Below are 14,411 nucleotides of genomic sequence, written 5' to 3'. Positions count from 1 at the left end.
CTTATGAACAATCAACACGCCGCCGATTGGGCGGCCTATATCCACCAGATGGAAACCGTGCTGGCCGTGGAACTGGACGATGTCCGCCGCCGGGAACTGTTGAAACAGATCGAACGCATCGCCGCGCTGGCCGAACCGCTGATGGCCTTACCGCTGGATCCGCGCCAGGAAATCGCAGGGGTATATCGCCCATGAACCCCTTAAGTGCCCTGTCGCTCGCCGAGATCCGTACGGCCCTTGAACGCGGCGCGCTCTCGGCGCGCGAGATCGTCCGGCATACGCTCGATCACATCGACCGTCAGAATCCCGCGCTGAACGCCTTTACGCACATCACCCGGGAACGCATGCAAAAAGAAGCCGATCGCCTCGACCGTTCGCGCGCGCTTGGGCAAACGCTGCCCGCTTTAGCCGGCATTCCCTATGCGGTAAAAAACCTGTTCGACGTCGCCGGTGAAACCACGCTGGCCGGCGCCCGCTTGTTCAGCGATCGGCCACCGGCCGGCCGCGACGCCTGGGGCGTCTCCCGGCTGGCGGATCAAGGCGCGTTGCTTTGCGGCATGTTGAACATGGACGCCTACGCCTACGGTTTCACCACCGAGAACAGCCATTACGGCGCCACCCGAAACCCGCATGACCTCGGACGCATCGCCGGCGGCTCTTCGGGCGGCTCGGCCGCAGCGGTAGCGGCCGGCCTGGTGACCTTTTCGCTCGGCAGCGACACCAATGGCTCAATACGCGTGCCCGCCTCGCTGTGCGGCATTTATGGTCTGAAACCGACCTTCGGCCGTCTTTCGCGCAGCGGCAGCCAGCCGTTTGTCGACAGCCTGGATCACATCGGCCCGTTCGCCCGCCGGGTGCACGATCTTGCGACGGTGTATGATGCGATGCAGGGCATCGACGCCGAGGATCCGTTCCAGAGCGATCGGCCGATTTCCCGCACCGAAGCGTTGCTGGCGCAGGGCAGCCAGAACCTGCGCTGCGCCGTGTTAGGCGGCTATTTCCTGCAATGGTGCAATGATGATGCCAAAGCCGCAGTCAACCAGGTGGCGCAAGCGCTGGCAGCCAGCGCCGAAGTCGAGCTGCCGCAGGCCGAACTGGCTCGATCGGCGGCCTTTATCCTCAGCGCCTCAGAGGGCGGCCATCGCTATCTGCCGCAGTTGCGCAGCCAACCCGAACGCTTCGAGCCACTGTCGCGAGAACGACTGCTGGCCGGCGCCATGCTCCCCGCCACCTGGTATTTGCAGGCACAGCGCTTTCGTCACGCGTTTCGCCGGCAAGCCGCGCCGCTGTTCAAGCACTGGGACATTTTGATCGCCCCGGCGACGCCATGCAGCGCCACGCCGATCGGCCAAGAAACGATGCGCATCAACGGCGTCGATCTGCCGATCCGCGCCAGTATGGGCATGCTGACGCAGCCGATTTCCTTCCTTGGCCTGCCGGTCGTGACGGTTCCTTTGAAAAGCGCATCCGGTCTGCCGATCGGCCTGCAACTGATCGCCCCGCCGTGGCGCGAAGATTTGGCGCTGCGCGCCGCCTATGCGCTGGAATGCGCCGGCATCGCCACTTGCGCCTGCAAACAGGAGTAATCAATGAACAATGAACATATCGATCGGCCGGCAGTGCTGGCGGAGGTCAACGCCGCCTTTTACCGCTATGAACAGGCGTTAATCAGCAATGACATCGATGTGCTGGACGAGTTGTTCTGGCACGACGCGCGCACGGTGCGCTATGGCGCCACCGAAAGCCTCTACGGTATCGACGAGATCCGCGATTTTCGTCAACGGCGCCCGGCCAACGGACTGGAGCGGCTGTTGGAAAATACCCAAATCACGACTTTTGGTGAAGATATGGCGGTGGCCAGCACGGAATTTCATCGGCCGGGCAGCAATCGCAGGGGGCGGCAAATGCAAACCTGGGTCAAACTGCCCTGTGGCTGGCGCATCGTAGCGGCGCACGTCAGCCTGCTCGACACGCCTTAGCCTTCACAGGGCTCCAGGCGGTAGAACCCATGATGCAGTCGCGCGGCGACAGCGGCCGACTCAGCACCAGTAGGCCATAAAGTTAACGGTAGCGCGGTCCAGATCGCGTTCGCCGATCAGATAACGGCGCAGGGTTTTCACCGCCGAAGACTCGGCCGCTACCCAGGCATAGAAAGCGTTGCCGCCCGCCGCCCGCTCCCACAACACCTCATCGCTCAGGCTGCTTTCCGCCAAAGACTGCGCCTGCGCGCACGCCGAAGCGGGAATATCCACCCGCTGGCGCACCGCTTCCACCAGCAACGTACCGTGCGCCAACTGGCGCCCCACATCGCGCGGCAGCCAGTAAACCTCGGCGAACGGGAAGCGGATCAAATCCAGGCAATCCCCCGCCTGCGGCACTTCGAAGAACGCCTGCACGCGCGGCGGATTGGTCTGCTGCGCCAATTGCTCCAGAATGCCCATCGCCGCCGGCACGGCTGTTTCATCGGCGATCAACAGCGCCTGCTGCAACTGCGCCGGCGGCGCCCATTCGTAGCCGCCGCTGTCGCCGTCGAAGTCAGCGTTGGGGGCGACGGTCTGGATGGCATCACCCGGCTCGGCGTGAGTCGCCCAGGCGGAGGCCGGGCCGTTCACGCCATGCAGCACGAACTCGACGTCCATCTGATTCTGCTCACGGCGCAGCGCACGCAGCGTATAAGTGCGCATCACCGGGCGCCGCTCTTTGGGGATCGCCATGTAATCGCCATACCAGTCCGGGCTATTGGCCAACTGCGGGATCTGGCCGTCCGCCGCCGGGAACAGCAGTTTGATGCGCTGATCCGGCGCTTCCAACTTCATCCGATGAATATCCGCACCTTCAAACACGCAGCGCACCAGCGAAGGTGAAATCAGCGTTTTGCTTTTCAAGGTGATATCAAAAATTCTGTAGCTGGCGGACATGTTCTCTATTCTCCGGCAACGGCTGTCGCTTGAACGTATGGCCGATCGGCTGCCGTGTTGACGGCGTGGGTTGCTCGATCGCGCAGCGGGTAAAATGTTAATAAAACTAATTAATTACGTTAATGTATCGCAAAAAATCATATCATGATTTTATTGATAACAAGAAACGTTATTGATAAAAGAATCATTCTCAAAAATAACGCAATAACAATATCACCTGGGAAATAAATAACGATGAAACGCAAACACCTTTGGGTTTTGAATCCTTGTCTGCTGGCGATGCTTGCGCCGACGGCTTGGGCAGAAGATCAGAAAGCCGGCGCCGAAGAGCAGATGGTGGTCTCCGCCAGCCGTTCACACCGCAGCACGGCGGAAATGGCGCAAACCACCTGGGTGATCGAAAGCCAAGAGATCGAACAGCAGGTTCAGGGCGGTAAAGAGATCAAGGACATGTTGGCGCAGCTGATCCCCGGCATGGACGTCAGCGGCCAGGGCCGCACCAACTATGGCATGAATATGCGCGGCCGCTCGATGATGGTGATGATTGACGGCGTGCGCCTGAATTCATCGCGCAGCGACAGCCGCCAATTGGATTCGATCGATCCGTTCAATATCGATCATATCGAGGTGATTTCCGGCGCGACCTCGCTGTACGGCGGCGGCAGCACCGGCGGCCTGATCAATATCGTCACCAAAAAAGGGCAACAGGAACAGCAGGTCGAGTTGCAGGTCGGCGGTAAAACCGGCTTTGGCGGCCATAACGATCACGACGAGAACGTGGCGGCGGCGGTCAGCGGCGGCAACGACAATGCCTCTGGGCGCCTGTCCGTTTCTTACCAGCGCTATGGCGGCTGGTATGACGGCAAAGGCAACGAGGTATTGATCGACAATACCCAAACCGGCCTGCAGTATTCCGATCGCCTCGACGTGATGGGCACCGGCACCCTCAACATCGACGATCATCAACAGCTGCAGCTGACCACCCAATACTACAAAAGCCAATCCGACGGCGATCACGGCCTGTTCCTGGGAGAGAACTTTGCGGCGGTAACCGGCAATGCCAAGGCATATAACAGCGGTAACTTAAACTCCGATCGCATCCCCGGCACCGAACGACATCTCATCAACCTGCAGTATTCCAACACTGATTTCCTCGGCCAGGATTTGGTGGCGCAGGTCTACTACCGCGACGAAACGTTGACCTTCTACCCGTTCCCGACGCTGGCGGGCAAAGCACCGAACTATTACGTCAGCAGCATTGGCGCTTCGCAGCAAAAAACCGATTTCTACGGTGGCAAGCTGACGTTAAACAGCAAACCTGTCGACGCACTGACGCTGACTTACGGCATTGACGCCGAGCATGAAAGCTTCAACGCCAACCAGCAGTTCTTCAACCTGGCGAAGGCTCAGCAGTCGGGCGGCATGACGCTGGAGAACGCTTACAGCACCGGCCGCTACCCGAGCTATACCACCAGCAACCTGGCGTCGTTCCTGCAGGCCAGCTACGACATCAACCCGATCTTCACCCTGAGCGGCGGCGTGCGTTATCAGTACACCGAAAACAAGATTGATGACTTCGTCGGTTATAACCAGCAGCAGGCAATCGCCACCGGCGCCGCGACGTCCGCCGACGCTATACCGGGCGGGAAAACCGACTACAACAACGCGCTGTTCAATGCCGGCCTGCTGGCACATCTGACCGAGCGCCAGCAAACCTGGTTCAACTTCTCTCAGGGCTTTGAGATCCCGGATCCGGGCAAATATTACGGTAACGGCACCTACGCGTTGAACGGCGGACATTACCAGTTGCTGAAGAGTGTCAACGTCGGCGATTCCAAGCTGGAAGGCATCAAGGTCAATGCCTACGAGCTGGGCTGGCGCTATACCGGCGATAACCTGCGCACGCAAATCGCCGCCTACTACTCGCTGTCCGACAAGAGCATCGCCATCAACAAAACCGACATGACCATTAACGTCAATGCGGATAAGCGGCGCATCTATGGGCTGGAAGGGGCGGTGGACTACTTCTTTGAAGACAGCGACTGGAGCGCCGGCACCAACTTCAACGTTATCCGATCCGAAACCAAGGTCAACGGCGAATGGAAGAAGCTGGTAGTCGATACCGCCAGCCCATCGAAAGTCACCGCTTATGTCGGCTGGGCGCCGGGCGACTGGAATCTGCGTTTACAGTCGCAGCAAACCTTCGACGTGTCGGACGATGGCGATTACACCAAGGCCAATTCCACCCAGGGCCGCAAAATCGATGGCTACAACACCCTCGATTTCCTCGGCAGCTATACCCTGCCGGTAGGGAAAATCAGCTTCAGCGTGGAAAACTTGCTGGACAAGGAATACACCACCGTTTGGGGCCAACGCGCGCCGATCCTGTACAGCCCGACCTACGGATCGCCTGAGCTGTACAGCTATAAAGGCCGCGGACGCACCTTCGGCTTGAACTATTCGGTGTTATTCTGAGAATAAGGGGCCGGTCTGCCGGCCCCCGTTCATTGGGCCGCGCCGTTTTTCAGAGAACGGAAACGACGAAGCCCTGAGTTATCGCTAACTCAGGGCTTCTGAATAGTGGCGGAACGGACGGGGCTCGAACCCGCGACCCCCTGCGTGACAGGCAGGTATTCTAACCAACTGAACTACCGCTCCGCGCCATTCCCTCTTGCGGGGGAACGAGGCGCATATTACGGACGCCTCTCGGTTCCGTCAACGCCTTTTTCTCCGCAAATGAACCGTTTGCACAGTTTTTCAACGAAGATTCATCCGGTGAGGTTTTTTCACGCAAAAACGCCGTTATTCCGCCGGCGCTCCGCGCCACAGGCAGCTACCGCCCTTCTTCGCCACCAGATCCAGACGCGCCTCATGCGCCTTCACTTCTTCGTCGCTGGCGTAGACCACTTTCATCGCCGTCGCCGGGCGGACAATGCGTTGTATTTCTTGCGCGGCGTCATTTTGCTGGGTATCCCCCTCCATCTGGAACGCTATCGAGGTCTGACCGCCGGTCATCGCCAGATAAACTTCCGCCAGGATCTCGGCATCGAGCAATGCGCCGTGCAGCGTACGCTTGCTGTTGTCTATCTCATAACGGCTGCACAAGGCATCGAGGTTGTTGCGCTTGCCCGGGAACAGGCGACGCGCCATCAACAGGCTGTCGGTGATGGTGCAGAAGGTCTCGGTCTTCGGGATGCCCTGCTGCAACATGCGGAATTCGTGATCCATAAAGCCGATATCGAACGCCGCGTTATGGATCACCAGCTCGCCGCCGCGGATAAAGTCGAGGAATTCCTCGGCAACCTGATCGAAGGTCGGCTTGTCGGCCAGGAAGTCGTCGCTGATGCCGTGTACGCCGTAGGCTTCCGGATCCACCAGCCGATCCGGCTTGATGTATACGTGGAAGTTGCGCCCGGTCAGGCGGCGGTTAATCACCTCCACCGCACCGATTTCGATGATGCGGTGCCCTTCGTAGTGCACCCCAAGCTTGTTCATACCGGTGGTTTCGGTATCGAGGACAATCTGTCTGGTGGTTGTAGAGATCATATTGCAGTGCTCACAGCGCTCGTTTATGTCAGACTTGGCTTTTATAAAACTGATAGGAAGAGTCTACCAGAGATGCTCAAACAGGTAGAAATTTTCACCGACGGCTCCTGCCTTGGCAACCCCGGCCCCGGTGGCTACGGCGCGATACTACGCTATAAGCAGACGGAAAAAACCTTCAGCGAAGGATTCCGTCTGACCACCAATAACCGCATGGAAATGATGGCGGCGATCGTGGCGCTGGAAGCGCTGACCGTGCCCTGCGCCGTGACGCTCAGCACCGACAGCCAGTACGTGCGCCAGGGCATCACCAGTTGGATCCATAACTGGAAGAAACGCGGTTGGAAAACCGCCGACAAAAAACCAGTCAAAAATGTCGATCTGTGGCAGCGGCTGGATCAGGCCATTCAGCGCCACGAGGTGAAATGGGAATGGGTCAAGGGCCACGCCGGCCATCCGGAGAACGAACGTTGTGACGTGCTGGCGCGCGAAGCGGCCGGTAAACCGACGCAGGAAGACGTCGGTTACCAACCGGAAGCCTAAGGCAGCTTGCGATAGCTCTTGGTCGCGCCCACCGCGCGGCTGAGAGACGGCTTTCTCGCCCCCAGTTTCATCGGCGTGGGCGTCAGCGGCAAGGTGCGCTTACGCGCCACAATCACGCTCATGCAGCCCAGTGCCGGCAAATGGGTGCATAAAAATTTGCCGCCCTTGCGGTGCCACGGCAGTACGTGAAAACGCGCCTGGTGCAACACCTCGTAATTCAGCAGGCTGAGCCAATCCAGCAGCCGCATCTGGGTAAACATGCGGCTGACATAGGGCTGGCGACGACGCAACCCGGGCGCCAGCTTGCCCAACCCCAGCAGGCTGAACGGATTGAAACTGCTGATGACCAACCAGCCGTCGTCGATCAACACCCTGTCCACCTCACGCAGCATGCGGTGCGGATCGTCCGCATAGGACAGCGTATGCGCCAACAGGCAGGCATCTACCGACTTGGCGGCAAACGGCAGTTGATAAGCGTCGGCGACCACCTGCAGCCCTTCCCCCTCCAGCCCTACGTTAACCTGATGGGAGATTGCGCATTTATCCGTGGCCAGCTCGGCGCTGAGCATGCCCATCTTCAGCAGATGGAAACCGAACAGCTTGGGCCACCAGGGTTGCAACTGCCGCTCGAGCGCTTCACGATAGTACTCCCCCCACGGCAGCTCAGCCCAGGACTGCGGGCCGGTGAGCTTTTGTAGAGTATGGGCTGGTTTCATGATTTATTATCTTCTTTCAAGCCGTTGCCAACGAGAGGTACACCATGAATCTTATCAGCATTCCCGCCTTCCAGGACAATTACATTTGGTTATTGGATGACCGACAGGGGCGCTGCATTATCGTCGATCCGGGTGAAGCGCAGCCGGTACTTGAAGCGTTGCAGCGCCTGCAGCTGGCGCCGGCGGCGATCCTGCTGACCCACCATCATCACGATCACGTCGGCGGCGTGGCGCAGATTGTCGCGCAGTACCCCGGCCTGGCCGTCTATGGGCCGCAGGAAACCGCGGACAAAGGCGCCAACCACATCGTCCATGACGGCGACACCTTTGATATCGATGGCCGCCAATACAGGACTATCGCCGTTCCCGGCCATACGCTGGGCCATGTGGCATTCTATAGTGCCCCTTATCTGTTCTGCGGCGACACCATTTTCTCCGCCGGCTGCGGCAGGCTGTTTGAAGGCACCGCCAAACAAATGTACGACTCATTTCAACAACTCGCGCAACTTCCCGATAACACCTTAATTTGCTGCGCGCATGAATATACTCTTTCAAATCTTAAGTTTGCGCGGGCTATTTTGCCGGAAGATCGAGAGATTGAAACATATCAACAACATGTTGAAGCGTTAAGGGCAAAAGGCCAAGCCAGCGTGCCGACCACATTGCAATTAGAGCGCAAAATTAACCTGTTTTTACGTTGCCATAACACTGATTTACAAAAGAAATTAGGCTTTAATTCACCACCGAAAAGCCTTCATTCAGTTTTTTCCGAATTACGCCTGCGGAAAGATAACTTCTAAGCTTTTAGTTGTGTTATTTGGCGAAGCAAAGTATTATTGCTCGTCTTTTAAGCAACTACATTGACACACACATGAAGGCTAAAGCGATATTTCTCGCCTCGGTCTTGCTAGTGGGTTGCCAGTCGTCCAGGCAGGACGCACCGGCGCCAGAACAGCATGCACAGAGTTTGTCTTCGGCTGGTCAAGATGGTGAAGCAGGAGAGTACACAGCAAATGGCCGAGCGAGCTCGGCGCGGTGGTTGGATAACAACAGTCCCGCCGCGCAACAGGACCTGTGGAACTTCATTAGCGACGAGCTGAAGATGGAGGTTCCGGAAAATTCCCGGATCCGTGATCAGAAAAGAAAGTACTTAAAAAGTAAGAGCTATCTCCACGATGTAACATTACGGGCAGAGCCGTACATGTACTGGATAGTCGGGCAGATTAAGAAACGTAATATGCCGATGGAACTGGTACTGCTACCCATAGTGGAGAGCGCTTTTGACCCACACGCCACGTCAAGTGCCAACGCCGCAGGGCTATGGCAAATCGTGCCGCAAACGGGTCGCAATTATGGTTTGAAAAACAATCAGTGGTATGACGGTCGACGCGATGTCGTCGCCTCGACAACCGCTGCGCTTAACATGATGCAGCGCTTGAACCGCATGTTTAACGGCGACTGGTTACTGACCGTAGCCGCCTATAACAGTGGTGAAGGCCGCGTGATGCAAGCGGTAAAGGCAAACAAACGCCAGGGTAAGCCAACCAATTTCTGGGCATTGTCGCTTCCGCGTGAAACGTCAATCTATGTCCCGAAAATGCTGGCGCTGAGCGACATCATCAAGAACAGTAAGAAGTACGGCGTGAAACTCCCGAAAACGGATGAAACCCGTGCGCTGGCGCGTATCGATGTCGGACAGCAGATCCAGCTGACTCAGGCGGCTGAGATGGCAGGGCTTTCAGTCACCAAGATGAAAGCGTATAACCCAGGCTACAAAAAAGGCGTTACGGCACCCAACGGGCCCCATTACATCATGGTTCCCAAAGGACATGCCGAGCAACTGAAAGACTCGCTGGCCGATGGCCAGATCGCCGTGACTCAGCCAACGACGCAGTTGGCGAAGAACAGCGGTTTGACCGGTGGCAGTTCGTATAAAGTGCGCTCCGGCGACACCTTATCGGGCATTGCCAAGCGGCTGAACGTTAAGACCAGCGATTTGCAGAGTTGGAACAACTTACGCGCCAAGAGCGCCATAAAAGTTGGGCAAACCCTGCAAGTGGCCAGCAATACTGGCAGTAACAGCAGTATCACCTACCAGGTTCGTAAAGGTGATTCGCTCGCCAGTATCGCACGTCGTCACGGCGTCGATATTAACGACGTGATGCGTTGGAATTCAACGCTCGCCAAAGGCAACCTGCAGCCAGGTCTGAAGCTGACCCTGTTTGTCGGCAACAAGCTAACGCCGGATACTTAAATGTTCGGCACAAAAAAAGCACCCTTCGGGGTGCTTTTTTATTAGCTGCGATTCACCATACCGGCGAGTCTTTCTCCGGATGAAACTCCACCAACAGCGGGTTGTGATCCGACGCGCTGGTCACCAGCACCGACGCCTCCACCACCCCCAGATTGCGGTAAAATACGAAATCCAGTGGACGACCGAAGGCCTTGCGGCGATGGTCGTCGGTGAAACTCACCTCGCGCAGCGCCATCTCTCCGGCAAAGTCATACAGCGCATTGATGCGCTTGCGGCTCCAGGCGTTGAAATCCCCCGCCATAATCACCGGCCCCCGGTGACTGGCGATCTGTTCGCCTATCGGCCCCAACTGCTTGCTGTAGACGTCGACGCCCAGGCTAAAGTTCACCGCATGGATGTTCACCACCATCAACAGCTCGCCGTTGTACAGCGGATAAACGGTGATCAGGGCCGACTTGGACAGCCGCAGCAGCGGCTCTCGCTCGCGCAGCGGGCAACAGTAAACAGGATGAGCGGCCGCCAGCGTCATCACGCCGGAAGGGTGCTGCGGTAGCACAAAGGCCGGCACCTGATCGGCCGCCAGATAGTTGGCGGTAGCGTAGCTCACCAACTCTGGCGTGGTTTGCGCCTCTTGCAACAATACCAGCTGCGCGTCTTTGCCATGGTTTTTCAGCACCGAAAGCCAGTCGGCTCGCTGCTGTTTGAAAATATTCCACACCATAACGCGCAAGGCGCCGGTCGTCGGCAGCGCCGCCCCTGGCGGCAACGGCTGGTTAACGGCGCCAGGAAAGATTCGCTCAACTGGCTGACCTGCAACATACCTCATTGCATAAGTTCGTTTCGGCACGCGATTCGCCTATTACCCATTAACATGAAAACTGGCGATGAACACTCGCCAACGATGAATTGATTATACGCCTACCCTACATAGAGGGCATGGCTTTTGCGGGCATCACCTTTTCAGTTATAGGGGCCGCCTGCAGCGATTTCAATCTTCTGACGGTATAGCTGTGTAAAGGTGAGGGGTAATAGGTGAAAAATGCGAAAAGGCCAGCAAAATGCGGGCCAGGCAGCAAAGGTTTTACGAATTAAGCCGTTTGCAGCTGAGACTTTTTATCCAGGCGGCCACTGAGGCTAACCAGCAACAATGCAACCACCACGATCAGCGCGCCAATCCAGGGGGTCTGCGCCAGCCCCAGTGAGGCAACAGTCTGGCCGCCAATCACCGAGCCGAGCGCAATGCCGATGTTGAACGCCGCGATGTTGAGACCGGACGCCACATCCACCGCATTTGGCGTGTATTGCGCGGCTTTCTGCACCACATACACCTGCAGCCCCGGCACGTTGCCGAAAGCGAACACACCCATCACAATCACCGTCAGCAAAGCGGCAATACTGTGGCTGGCGGTAAACTGGAACACCAGCAACAAAACGGCCAGCGCGGCAAAGATAAAGCTCAACGCACGCACGGCCCCATGACGATCGGCCAGCTTGCCTCCCCAGATGTTACCCACCGCCACCGCGACGCCATAAGCCAACAGTATCCAGCTCACGGTCGGAGCAGAGAAGCCGGCCAGTTCCTGCATCATCGGCGCAAGGAAGGTAAAGGTCGTGAAGACCCCGCCGTATCCCAATGCGGTAATCGCGTAAATCAGCAGCAGACGAGGATGAGTCAGCACTTTCAGCTGTTCCCGCACGCCGGCGCTGCCCTGGTTCTTGATATTGCTCGGCACCAAAATAATGCTGGCCAGCGTGGCGACAGCGCCAATCAGAGAAACGGCCAGGAAGGTCTCACGCCAGCCAAACTGCTGGCCGATGAACGTTCCCAACGGTACGCCGGTCACCAGCGCTACCGTCAGGCCACCAAACATGATGGCGATGGCGGAGGCCGCCTTCTCTTTTGCCACCAGGCTAGTGGCGATAGTGGAGCCGATAGAGAAGAACACGCCGTGCGCCAGGCCGGTCAACAACCGAGCCACTACCAGCGATTCATAACTGGGTGACTGCCAGGCCAGTAGGTTGCCAAGAGTGAACAGCACCATCAGGCCAACCAGCAGCAGTTTGCGCGGTATACGGCTGGTCAGGGCCGTCAGCACCGGCGCGCCGATGGCCACGCCGAGGGCATAGATAGTCACCAGCAACCCAGCGGACGGTACGGTCACTCCCAACTGCTCCGCGATAGTCGGAATCAACCCGACAATCACGAACTCGGTCGTACCGATAGCAAAAGCGCTGATGGTTAAGGCAAGTAATGCGAGTGGCATTTTTTACTCCGAAATAGCATTCAAGTTGATGACGGCTATTATCGGCCTATGCTTAAATGATAAAAATGCTCAAAATTTCAAATTAACTTTGCCATTGGAGCAAAAATGAAAGCAAACTCAGACGAGCTGATCACCTTTGTCACCGTCGTGGAAAGCGGCAGTTTCAGCCGGGCGGCTGAACGCCTGGAACAAGCGAATTCCGTGGTTAGCCGAACGGTGAAAAAACTGGAAAGCAAACTGGGCGTAACGCTGCTCAACCGCACCACGCGCCAAATCAGCCTGACTCAGGAAGGAGAGAATTACTTTCGCCAGGTGCAGAAGGTACTGAACGATATGGCCGCGGCAGAAAATGCGCTGATGGAAAGCCGTCAACGCCCGCAAGGCCTGCTGCGCGTCGACGCGGCAACGCCGGTGGTGCTGCACATGCTGACGCCTTTAGTGGCGGAGTTCCGCGAACGTTATCCTGAAATGTCGTTATCGCTGGTGTCTTCGGAAAACTTTATCAATTTGATCGAGCGAAAAGTGGATATCGCGATCCGCGTAGGCGAACTGACCGATTCCACGCTGAAAGCGCGCAAACTGATGACCAGCTACCGGCATGTGCTCGCCTCCCCCGCCTATCTGGCGCAGCACGGCACGCCGCTAACGGTAGAAGATCTTGCACATCACTGCTGCATCGGCTTCAACGACCTGCCCAGTTTGAACCGCTGGCCACTGGCTTGTTCAGATGGCAGCCAGTTGGAAATCACCCCCGGCTTGACCACTAATAGTGGAGAAACCCAGCGCCATCTCTGTCTGCATGGCAACGGTATCGCCTGCCTGTCGGATTTTATGAGCGACGAAGATATCAAACGTGGAGATTTGGTTCCGATTCTGGTGGAAGCGACGCTGCCGGTCGCCATGCCGATCAACGCGGTTTATTACAGCGACAGCGCCGTTAGCAACCGTCTGCGCAGCTTTATTGATTTTGTGAGTGAATACCTGAAACGATAAAAAAGGCGCCCTGATGGACGCCTTATGCTAACCACTGCGAGGAAAGATTAATCCCAGTTTGGCGCCAGGCCTTCCGGGCTAACCAGACGGCCGTTGCACTCCAGTGCGGCGATCTGCGCCATATCTTCGTCGGTCAGCGTCAGTTGCTGTGCCAACAGGTTGCTCGCCAGGTTTTCACGTTTGGTCGAGGAAGGAATAACTGCATAACCCAGCTTCAATGCCCAAGCCAGGACAACCTGTGCAGGAGTTGCATTGTGACGAGCGGCGATGCTTTTAATCGTTTCATCCTGCAGCGCTTTGCCATAGGCCAACGTCATGTAAGAGGTGATGGCGATGCCGTGCTGCTGCGCGAATTCTACCACCTTGCGGTTCTGCAAGAACGGTGACAGCTCGATTTGGTTGGTGGCGATTTCATCGGCGCCAATCGCGTCAATCGCTTGCTGCATCAAGTCGATAGTGAAGTTAGATACGCCGATTTGGCGAGTCAGCCCCAGCTTTTTCGCTTCCAGCAACTCAGCCATAAATTCGGCAACTGGCACTTCGTCGTTGGGTGACGGCCAGTGGATCAGCGTCAGATCAACGTAGGAGGTTTGCAGTTTTTTCAAGCTTTCTTGCAGGCTTGGGATCAGTGTGCCTTTCGCCAGATTCGCGATCCAAATCTTGGTGGTGATGAACAGGTCTTCACGTTTCACGCCGCTGGCAGCGATAGCCTGGCCAACAGCCGCTTCGTTTTCATAGATCTGCGCGGTGTCGATAGTACGATAGCCCAGCTCAAGTGCAGTGCTGACAGAATCGATAACAACCTGATCCTGAAGGCGGAAAGTACCTAAACCAAATGCAGGGATGCTCATAATGTTTTCTCTCATTAACAGGTAGATGTGGTATGAGGAAGATTATGGCAACTTTTTTATTGATCAAAAACGCCTGGTTCGGCATAAGACTTTTGATCTAAAGGCAATAATATGGAGAAAGGCGAGGCGGTAAAGAGGAACAATTCCAGTCTGAAAAGCGCAAAATGCAGATATGAAAAAGCCCTGAGTCGAAACTCAGGGCTTATCAATTAAGTGGCGGAACGGACGGGGCTCGAACCCGCGACCCCCTGCGTGACAGGCAGGTATTCTAACCAACTGAACTACCGCTCCACCGATTCTTTTACGTTGCATCTTTCGATGCCGGCAAA

The 14,411-nt window shown here is 56.9% G+C and carries 14 protein-coding genes and 2 tRNA genes; 8 read left to right on the top strand and 8 right to left on the bottom strand.

Annotated elements, in window-relative coordinates:
• The first annotated feature begins 3 nt into the window (after positions 1-3).
• The 3 genes from hpxX to hpxZ are packed head-to-tail and all read left to right on the top strand — an operon-like array spanning position 4 to position 1,979.
• Positions 4-195, top strand: a complete 192-nt coding sequence (gene hpxX / locus ACJ8PN_RS24025; RefSeq protein WP_033634115.1) for an oxalurate catabolism protein HpxX — start codon at positions 4-6, stop codon at positions 193-195.
• Complete coding sequence (locus tag ACJ8PN_RS24020; protein WP_171453356.1) at positions 192-1,586, top strand: AtzE family amidohydrolase; 1,395 nt, start codon at positions 192-194, stop codon at positions 1,584-1,586. Before hpxX ends, ACJ8PN_RS24020 begins: the two co-directional genes overlap by 4 nt.
• Positions 1,587-1,589: 3 nt before the next feature.
• Complete coding sequence (hpxZ, locus tag ACJ8PN_RS24015) at positions 1,590-1,979, top strand: oxalurate catabolism protein HpxZ (protein WP_351110133.1); 390 nt, start codon at positions 1,590-1,592, stop codon at positions 1,977-1,979.
• Positions 1,980-2,039: 60 nt separating this feature from the next.
• On the opposite strand, the gene ACJ8PN_RS24010 is transcribed toward hpxZ, so the two are convergent.
• The gene (locus ACJ8PN_RS24010) at positions 2,040-2,918 is read right to left on the bottom strand and encodes a siderophore-interacting protein (protein WP_351110136.1); all 879 of its coding nucleotides are present in this window, start codon (positions 2,916-2,918) and stop codon (positions 2,040-2,042) included.
• Positions 2,919-3,152: 234 nt separating this feature from the next.
• Between ACJ8PN_RS24010 and ACJ8PN_RS24005 the strand changes: the two genes are divergently transcribed.
• The gene (locus ACJ8PN_RS24005; protein WP_049241342.1) at positions 3,153-5,393 is read left to right on the top strand and encodes a TonB-dependent siderophore receptor; all 2,241 of its coding nucleotides are present in this window, start codon (positions 3,153-3,155) and stop codon (positions 5,391-5,393) included.
• Between the two features lie 106 nt (positions 5,394-5,499).
• On the opposite strand, the gene ACJ8PN_RS24000 is transcribed toward ACJ8PN_RS24005, so the two are convergent.
• Together ACJ8PN_RS24000 and dnaQ are read right to left on the bottom strand one after the other, a co-directional pair.
• Positions 5,500-5,576 (bottom strand) — tRNA-Asp (locus tag ACJ8PN_RS24000).
• Between the two features lie 144 nt (positions 5,577-5,720).
• Positions 5,721-6,464, bottom strand: coding sequence for a DNA polymerase III subunit epsilon (dnaQ, locus tag ACJ8PN_RS23995; protein WP_004930195.1), 744 nt, complete (start codon positions 6,462-6,464; stop codon positions 5,721-5,723).
• A gap of 72 nt (positions 6,465-6,536) precedes the next feature.
• On the opposite strand from dnaQ, the gene rnhA reads away from it, so the two are divergent.
• Positions 6,537-7,004: a ribonuclease HI gene (gene rnhA, locus ACJ8PN_RS23990; protein WP_004930193.1), complete on the top strand. Its 468-nt coding sequence runs from the start codon at positions 6,537-6,539 to the stop codon at positions 7,002-7,004.
• On the opposite strand, the gene ACJ8PN_RS23985 is transcribed toward rnhA, so the two are convergent.
• Complete coding sequence (locus ACJ8PN_RS23985) at positions 7,001-7,720, bottom strand: class I SAM-dependent methyltransferase (protein WP_004930191.1); 720 nt, start codon at positions 7,718-7,720, stop codon at positions 7,001-7,003. The two genes, rnhA and ACJ8PN_RS23985, sit on opposite strands and share 4 nt — an antisense overlap.
• Positions 7,721-7,764: 44 nt before the next feature.
• Between ACJ8PN_RS23985 and gloB the strand changes: the two genes are divergently transcribed.
• Both gloB and mltD read left to right on the top strand, forming a co-directional pair.
• Positions 7,765-8,520: a hydroxyacylglutathione hydrolase gene (gene gloB, locus ACJ8PN_RS23980; RefSeq protein ID WP_071796793.1), complete on the top strand. Its 756-nt coding sequence runs from the start codon at positions 7,765-7,767 to the stop codon at positions 8,518-8,520.
• 71 nt (positions 8,521-8,591) lie between these two features.
• The gene (gene mltD / locus ACJ8PN_RS23975; protein ID WP_004930188.1) at positions 8,592-9,974 is read left to right on the top strand and encodes a murein transglycosylase D; all 1,383 of its coding nucleotides are present in this window, start codon (positions 8,592-8,594) and stop codon (positions 9,972-9,974) included.
• Positions 9,975-10,026: 52 nt separating this feature from the next.
• On the opposite strand, the gene ACJ8PN_RS23970 is transcribed toward mltD, so the two are convergent.
• Positions 10,027-10,821, bottom strand: a complete 795-nt coding sequence (locus ACJ8PN_RS23970) for an endonuclease/exonuclease/phosphatase family protein (protein ID WP_025160092.1) — start codon at positions 10,819-10,821, stop codon at positions 10,027-10,029.
• A 241-nt stretch (positions 10,822-11,062) separates the two neighbouring features.
• Positions 11,063-12,238, bottom strand: a complete 1,176-nt coding sequence (locus ACJ8PN_RS23965) for an MFS transporter (protein ID WP_004930185.1) — start codon at positions 12,236-12,238, stop codon at positions 11,063-11,065.
• A 105-nt stretch (positions 12,239-12,343) separates the two neighbouring features.
• On the opposite strand from ACJ8PN_RS23965, the gene yafC reads away from it, so the two are divergent.
• Positions 12,344-13,231, top strand: a complete 888-nt coding sequence (gene yafC / locus ACJ8PN_RS23960; protein ID WP_004930183.1) for a DNA-binding transcriptional regulator YafC — start codon at positions 12,344-12,346, stop codon at positions 13,229-13,231.
• 47 nt (positions 13,232-13,278) lie between these two features.
• Here the strand turns inward: yafC and dkgB are convergent, their stop codons facing one another.
• The gene (gene dkgB / locus ACJ8PN_RS23955; RefSeq protein WP_015376713.1) at positions 13,279-14,082 is read right to left on the bottom strand and encodes a 2,5-didehydrogluconate reductase DkgB; all 804 of its coding nucleotides are present in this window, start codon (positions 14,080-14,082) and stop codon (positions 13,279-13,281) included.
• 214 nt (positions 14,083-14,296) lie between these two features.
• Positions 14,297-14,373 (bottom strand) — tRNA-Asp (locus tag ACJ8PN_RS23950).
• Positions 14,374-14,411: the final 38 nt, after the last annotated feature.

This window comes from Serratia sp. CY76391 (assembly GCF_052166695.1).
Classification (GTDB): Bacteria; Pseudomonadota; Gammaproteobacteria; order Enterobacterales; family Enterobacteriaceae; genus Serratia; species Serratia nematodiphila.
This window is presented reverse-complemented; position numbering and strand designations above follow the sequence as displayed.

What these genes read in the sequence shown, in the direction of transcription:
- mltD (WP_004930188.1), top strand. Translation starts at nt 8,592, where the DNA reads ATGAAGGCTAAAGCGATATTTCTCGCCTCGGTCTTGCTAGTGGGTTGC.
- hpxZ (WP_351110133.1), top strand. Translation starts at nt 1,590, where the DNA reads ATGAACAATGAACATATCGATCGGCCGGCAGTGCTGGCGGAGGTCAAC.
- ACJ8PN_RS24005 (WP_049241342.1), top strand. Translation starts at nt 3,153, where the DNA reads ATGAAACGCAAACACCTTTGGGTTTTGAATCCTTGTCTGCTGGCGATG.
- ACJ8PN_RS23985 (WP_004930191.1), bottom strand. Translation starts at nt 7,720, where the DNA reads ATGAAACCAGCCCATACTCTACAAAAGCTCACCGGCCCGCAGTCCTGG.
- hpxX (WP_033634115.1), top strand. Translation starts at nt 4, where the DNA reads ATGAACAATCAACACGCCGCCGATTGGGCGGCCTATATCCACCAGATG.
- ACJ8PN_RS24020 (WP_171453356.1), top strand. Translation starts at nt 192, where the DNA reads ATGAACCCCTTAAGTGCCCTGTCGCTCGCCGAGATCCGTACGGCCCTT.
- ACJ8PN_RS24010 (WP_351110136.1), bottom strand. Translation starts at nt 2,918, where the DNA reads ATGTCCGCCAGCTACAGAATTTTTGATATCACCTTGAAAAGCAAAACG.
- gloB (WP_071796793.1), top strand. Translation starts at nt 7,765, where the DNA reads ATGAATCTTATCAGCATTCCCGCCTTCCAGGACAATTACATTTGGTTA.
- ACJ8PN_RS23965 (WP_004930185.1), bottom strand. Translation starts at nt 12,238, where the DNA reads ATGCCACTCGCATTACTTGCCTTAACCATCAGCGCTTTTGCTATCGGT.
- dkgB (WP_015376713.1), bottom strand. Translation starts at nt 14,082, where the DNA reads ATGAGCATCCCTGCATTTGGTTTAGGTACTTTCCGCCTTCAGGATCAG.
- dnaQ (WP_004930195.1), bottom strand. Translation starts at nt 6,464, where the DNA reads ATGATCTCTACAACCACCAGACAGATTGTCCTCGATACCGAAACCACC.
- rnhA (WP_004930193.1), top strand. Translation starts at nt 6,537, where the DNA reads ATGCTCAAACAGGTAGAAATTTTCACCGACGGCTCCTGCCTTGGCAAC.
- yafC (WP_004930183.1), top strand. Translation starts at nt 12,344, where the DNA reads ATGAAAGCAAACTCAGACGAGCTGATCACCTTTGTCACCGTCGTGGAA.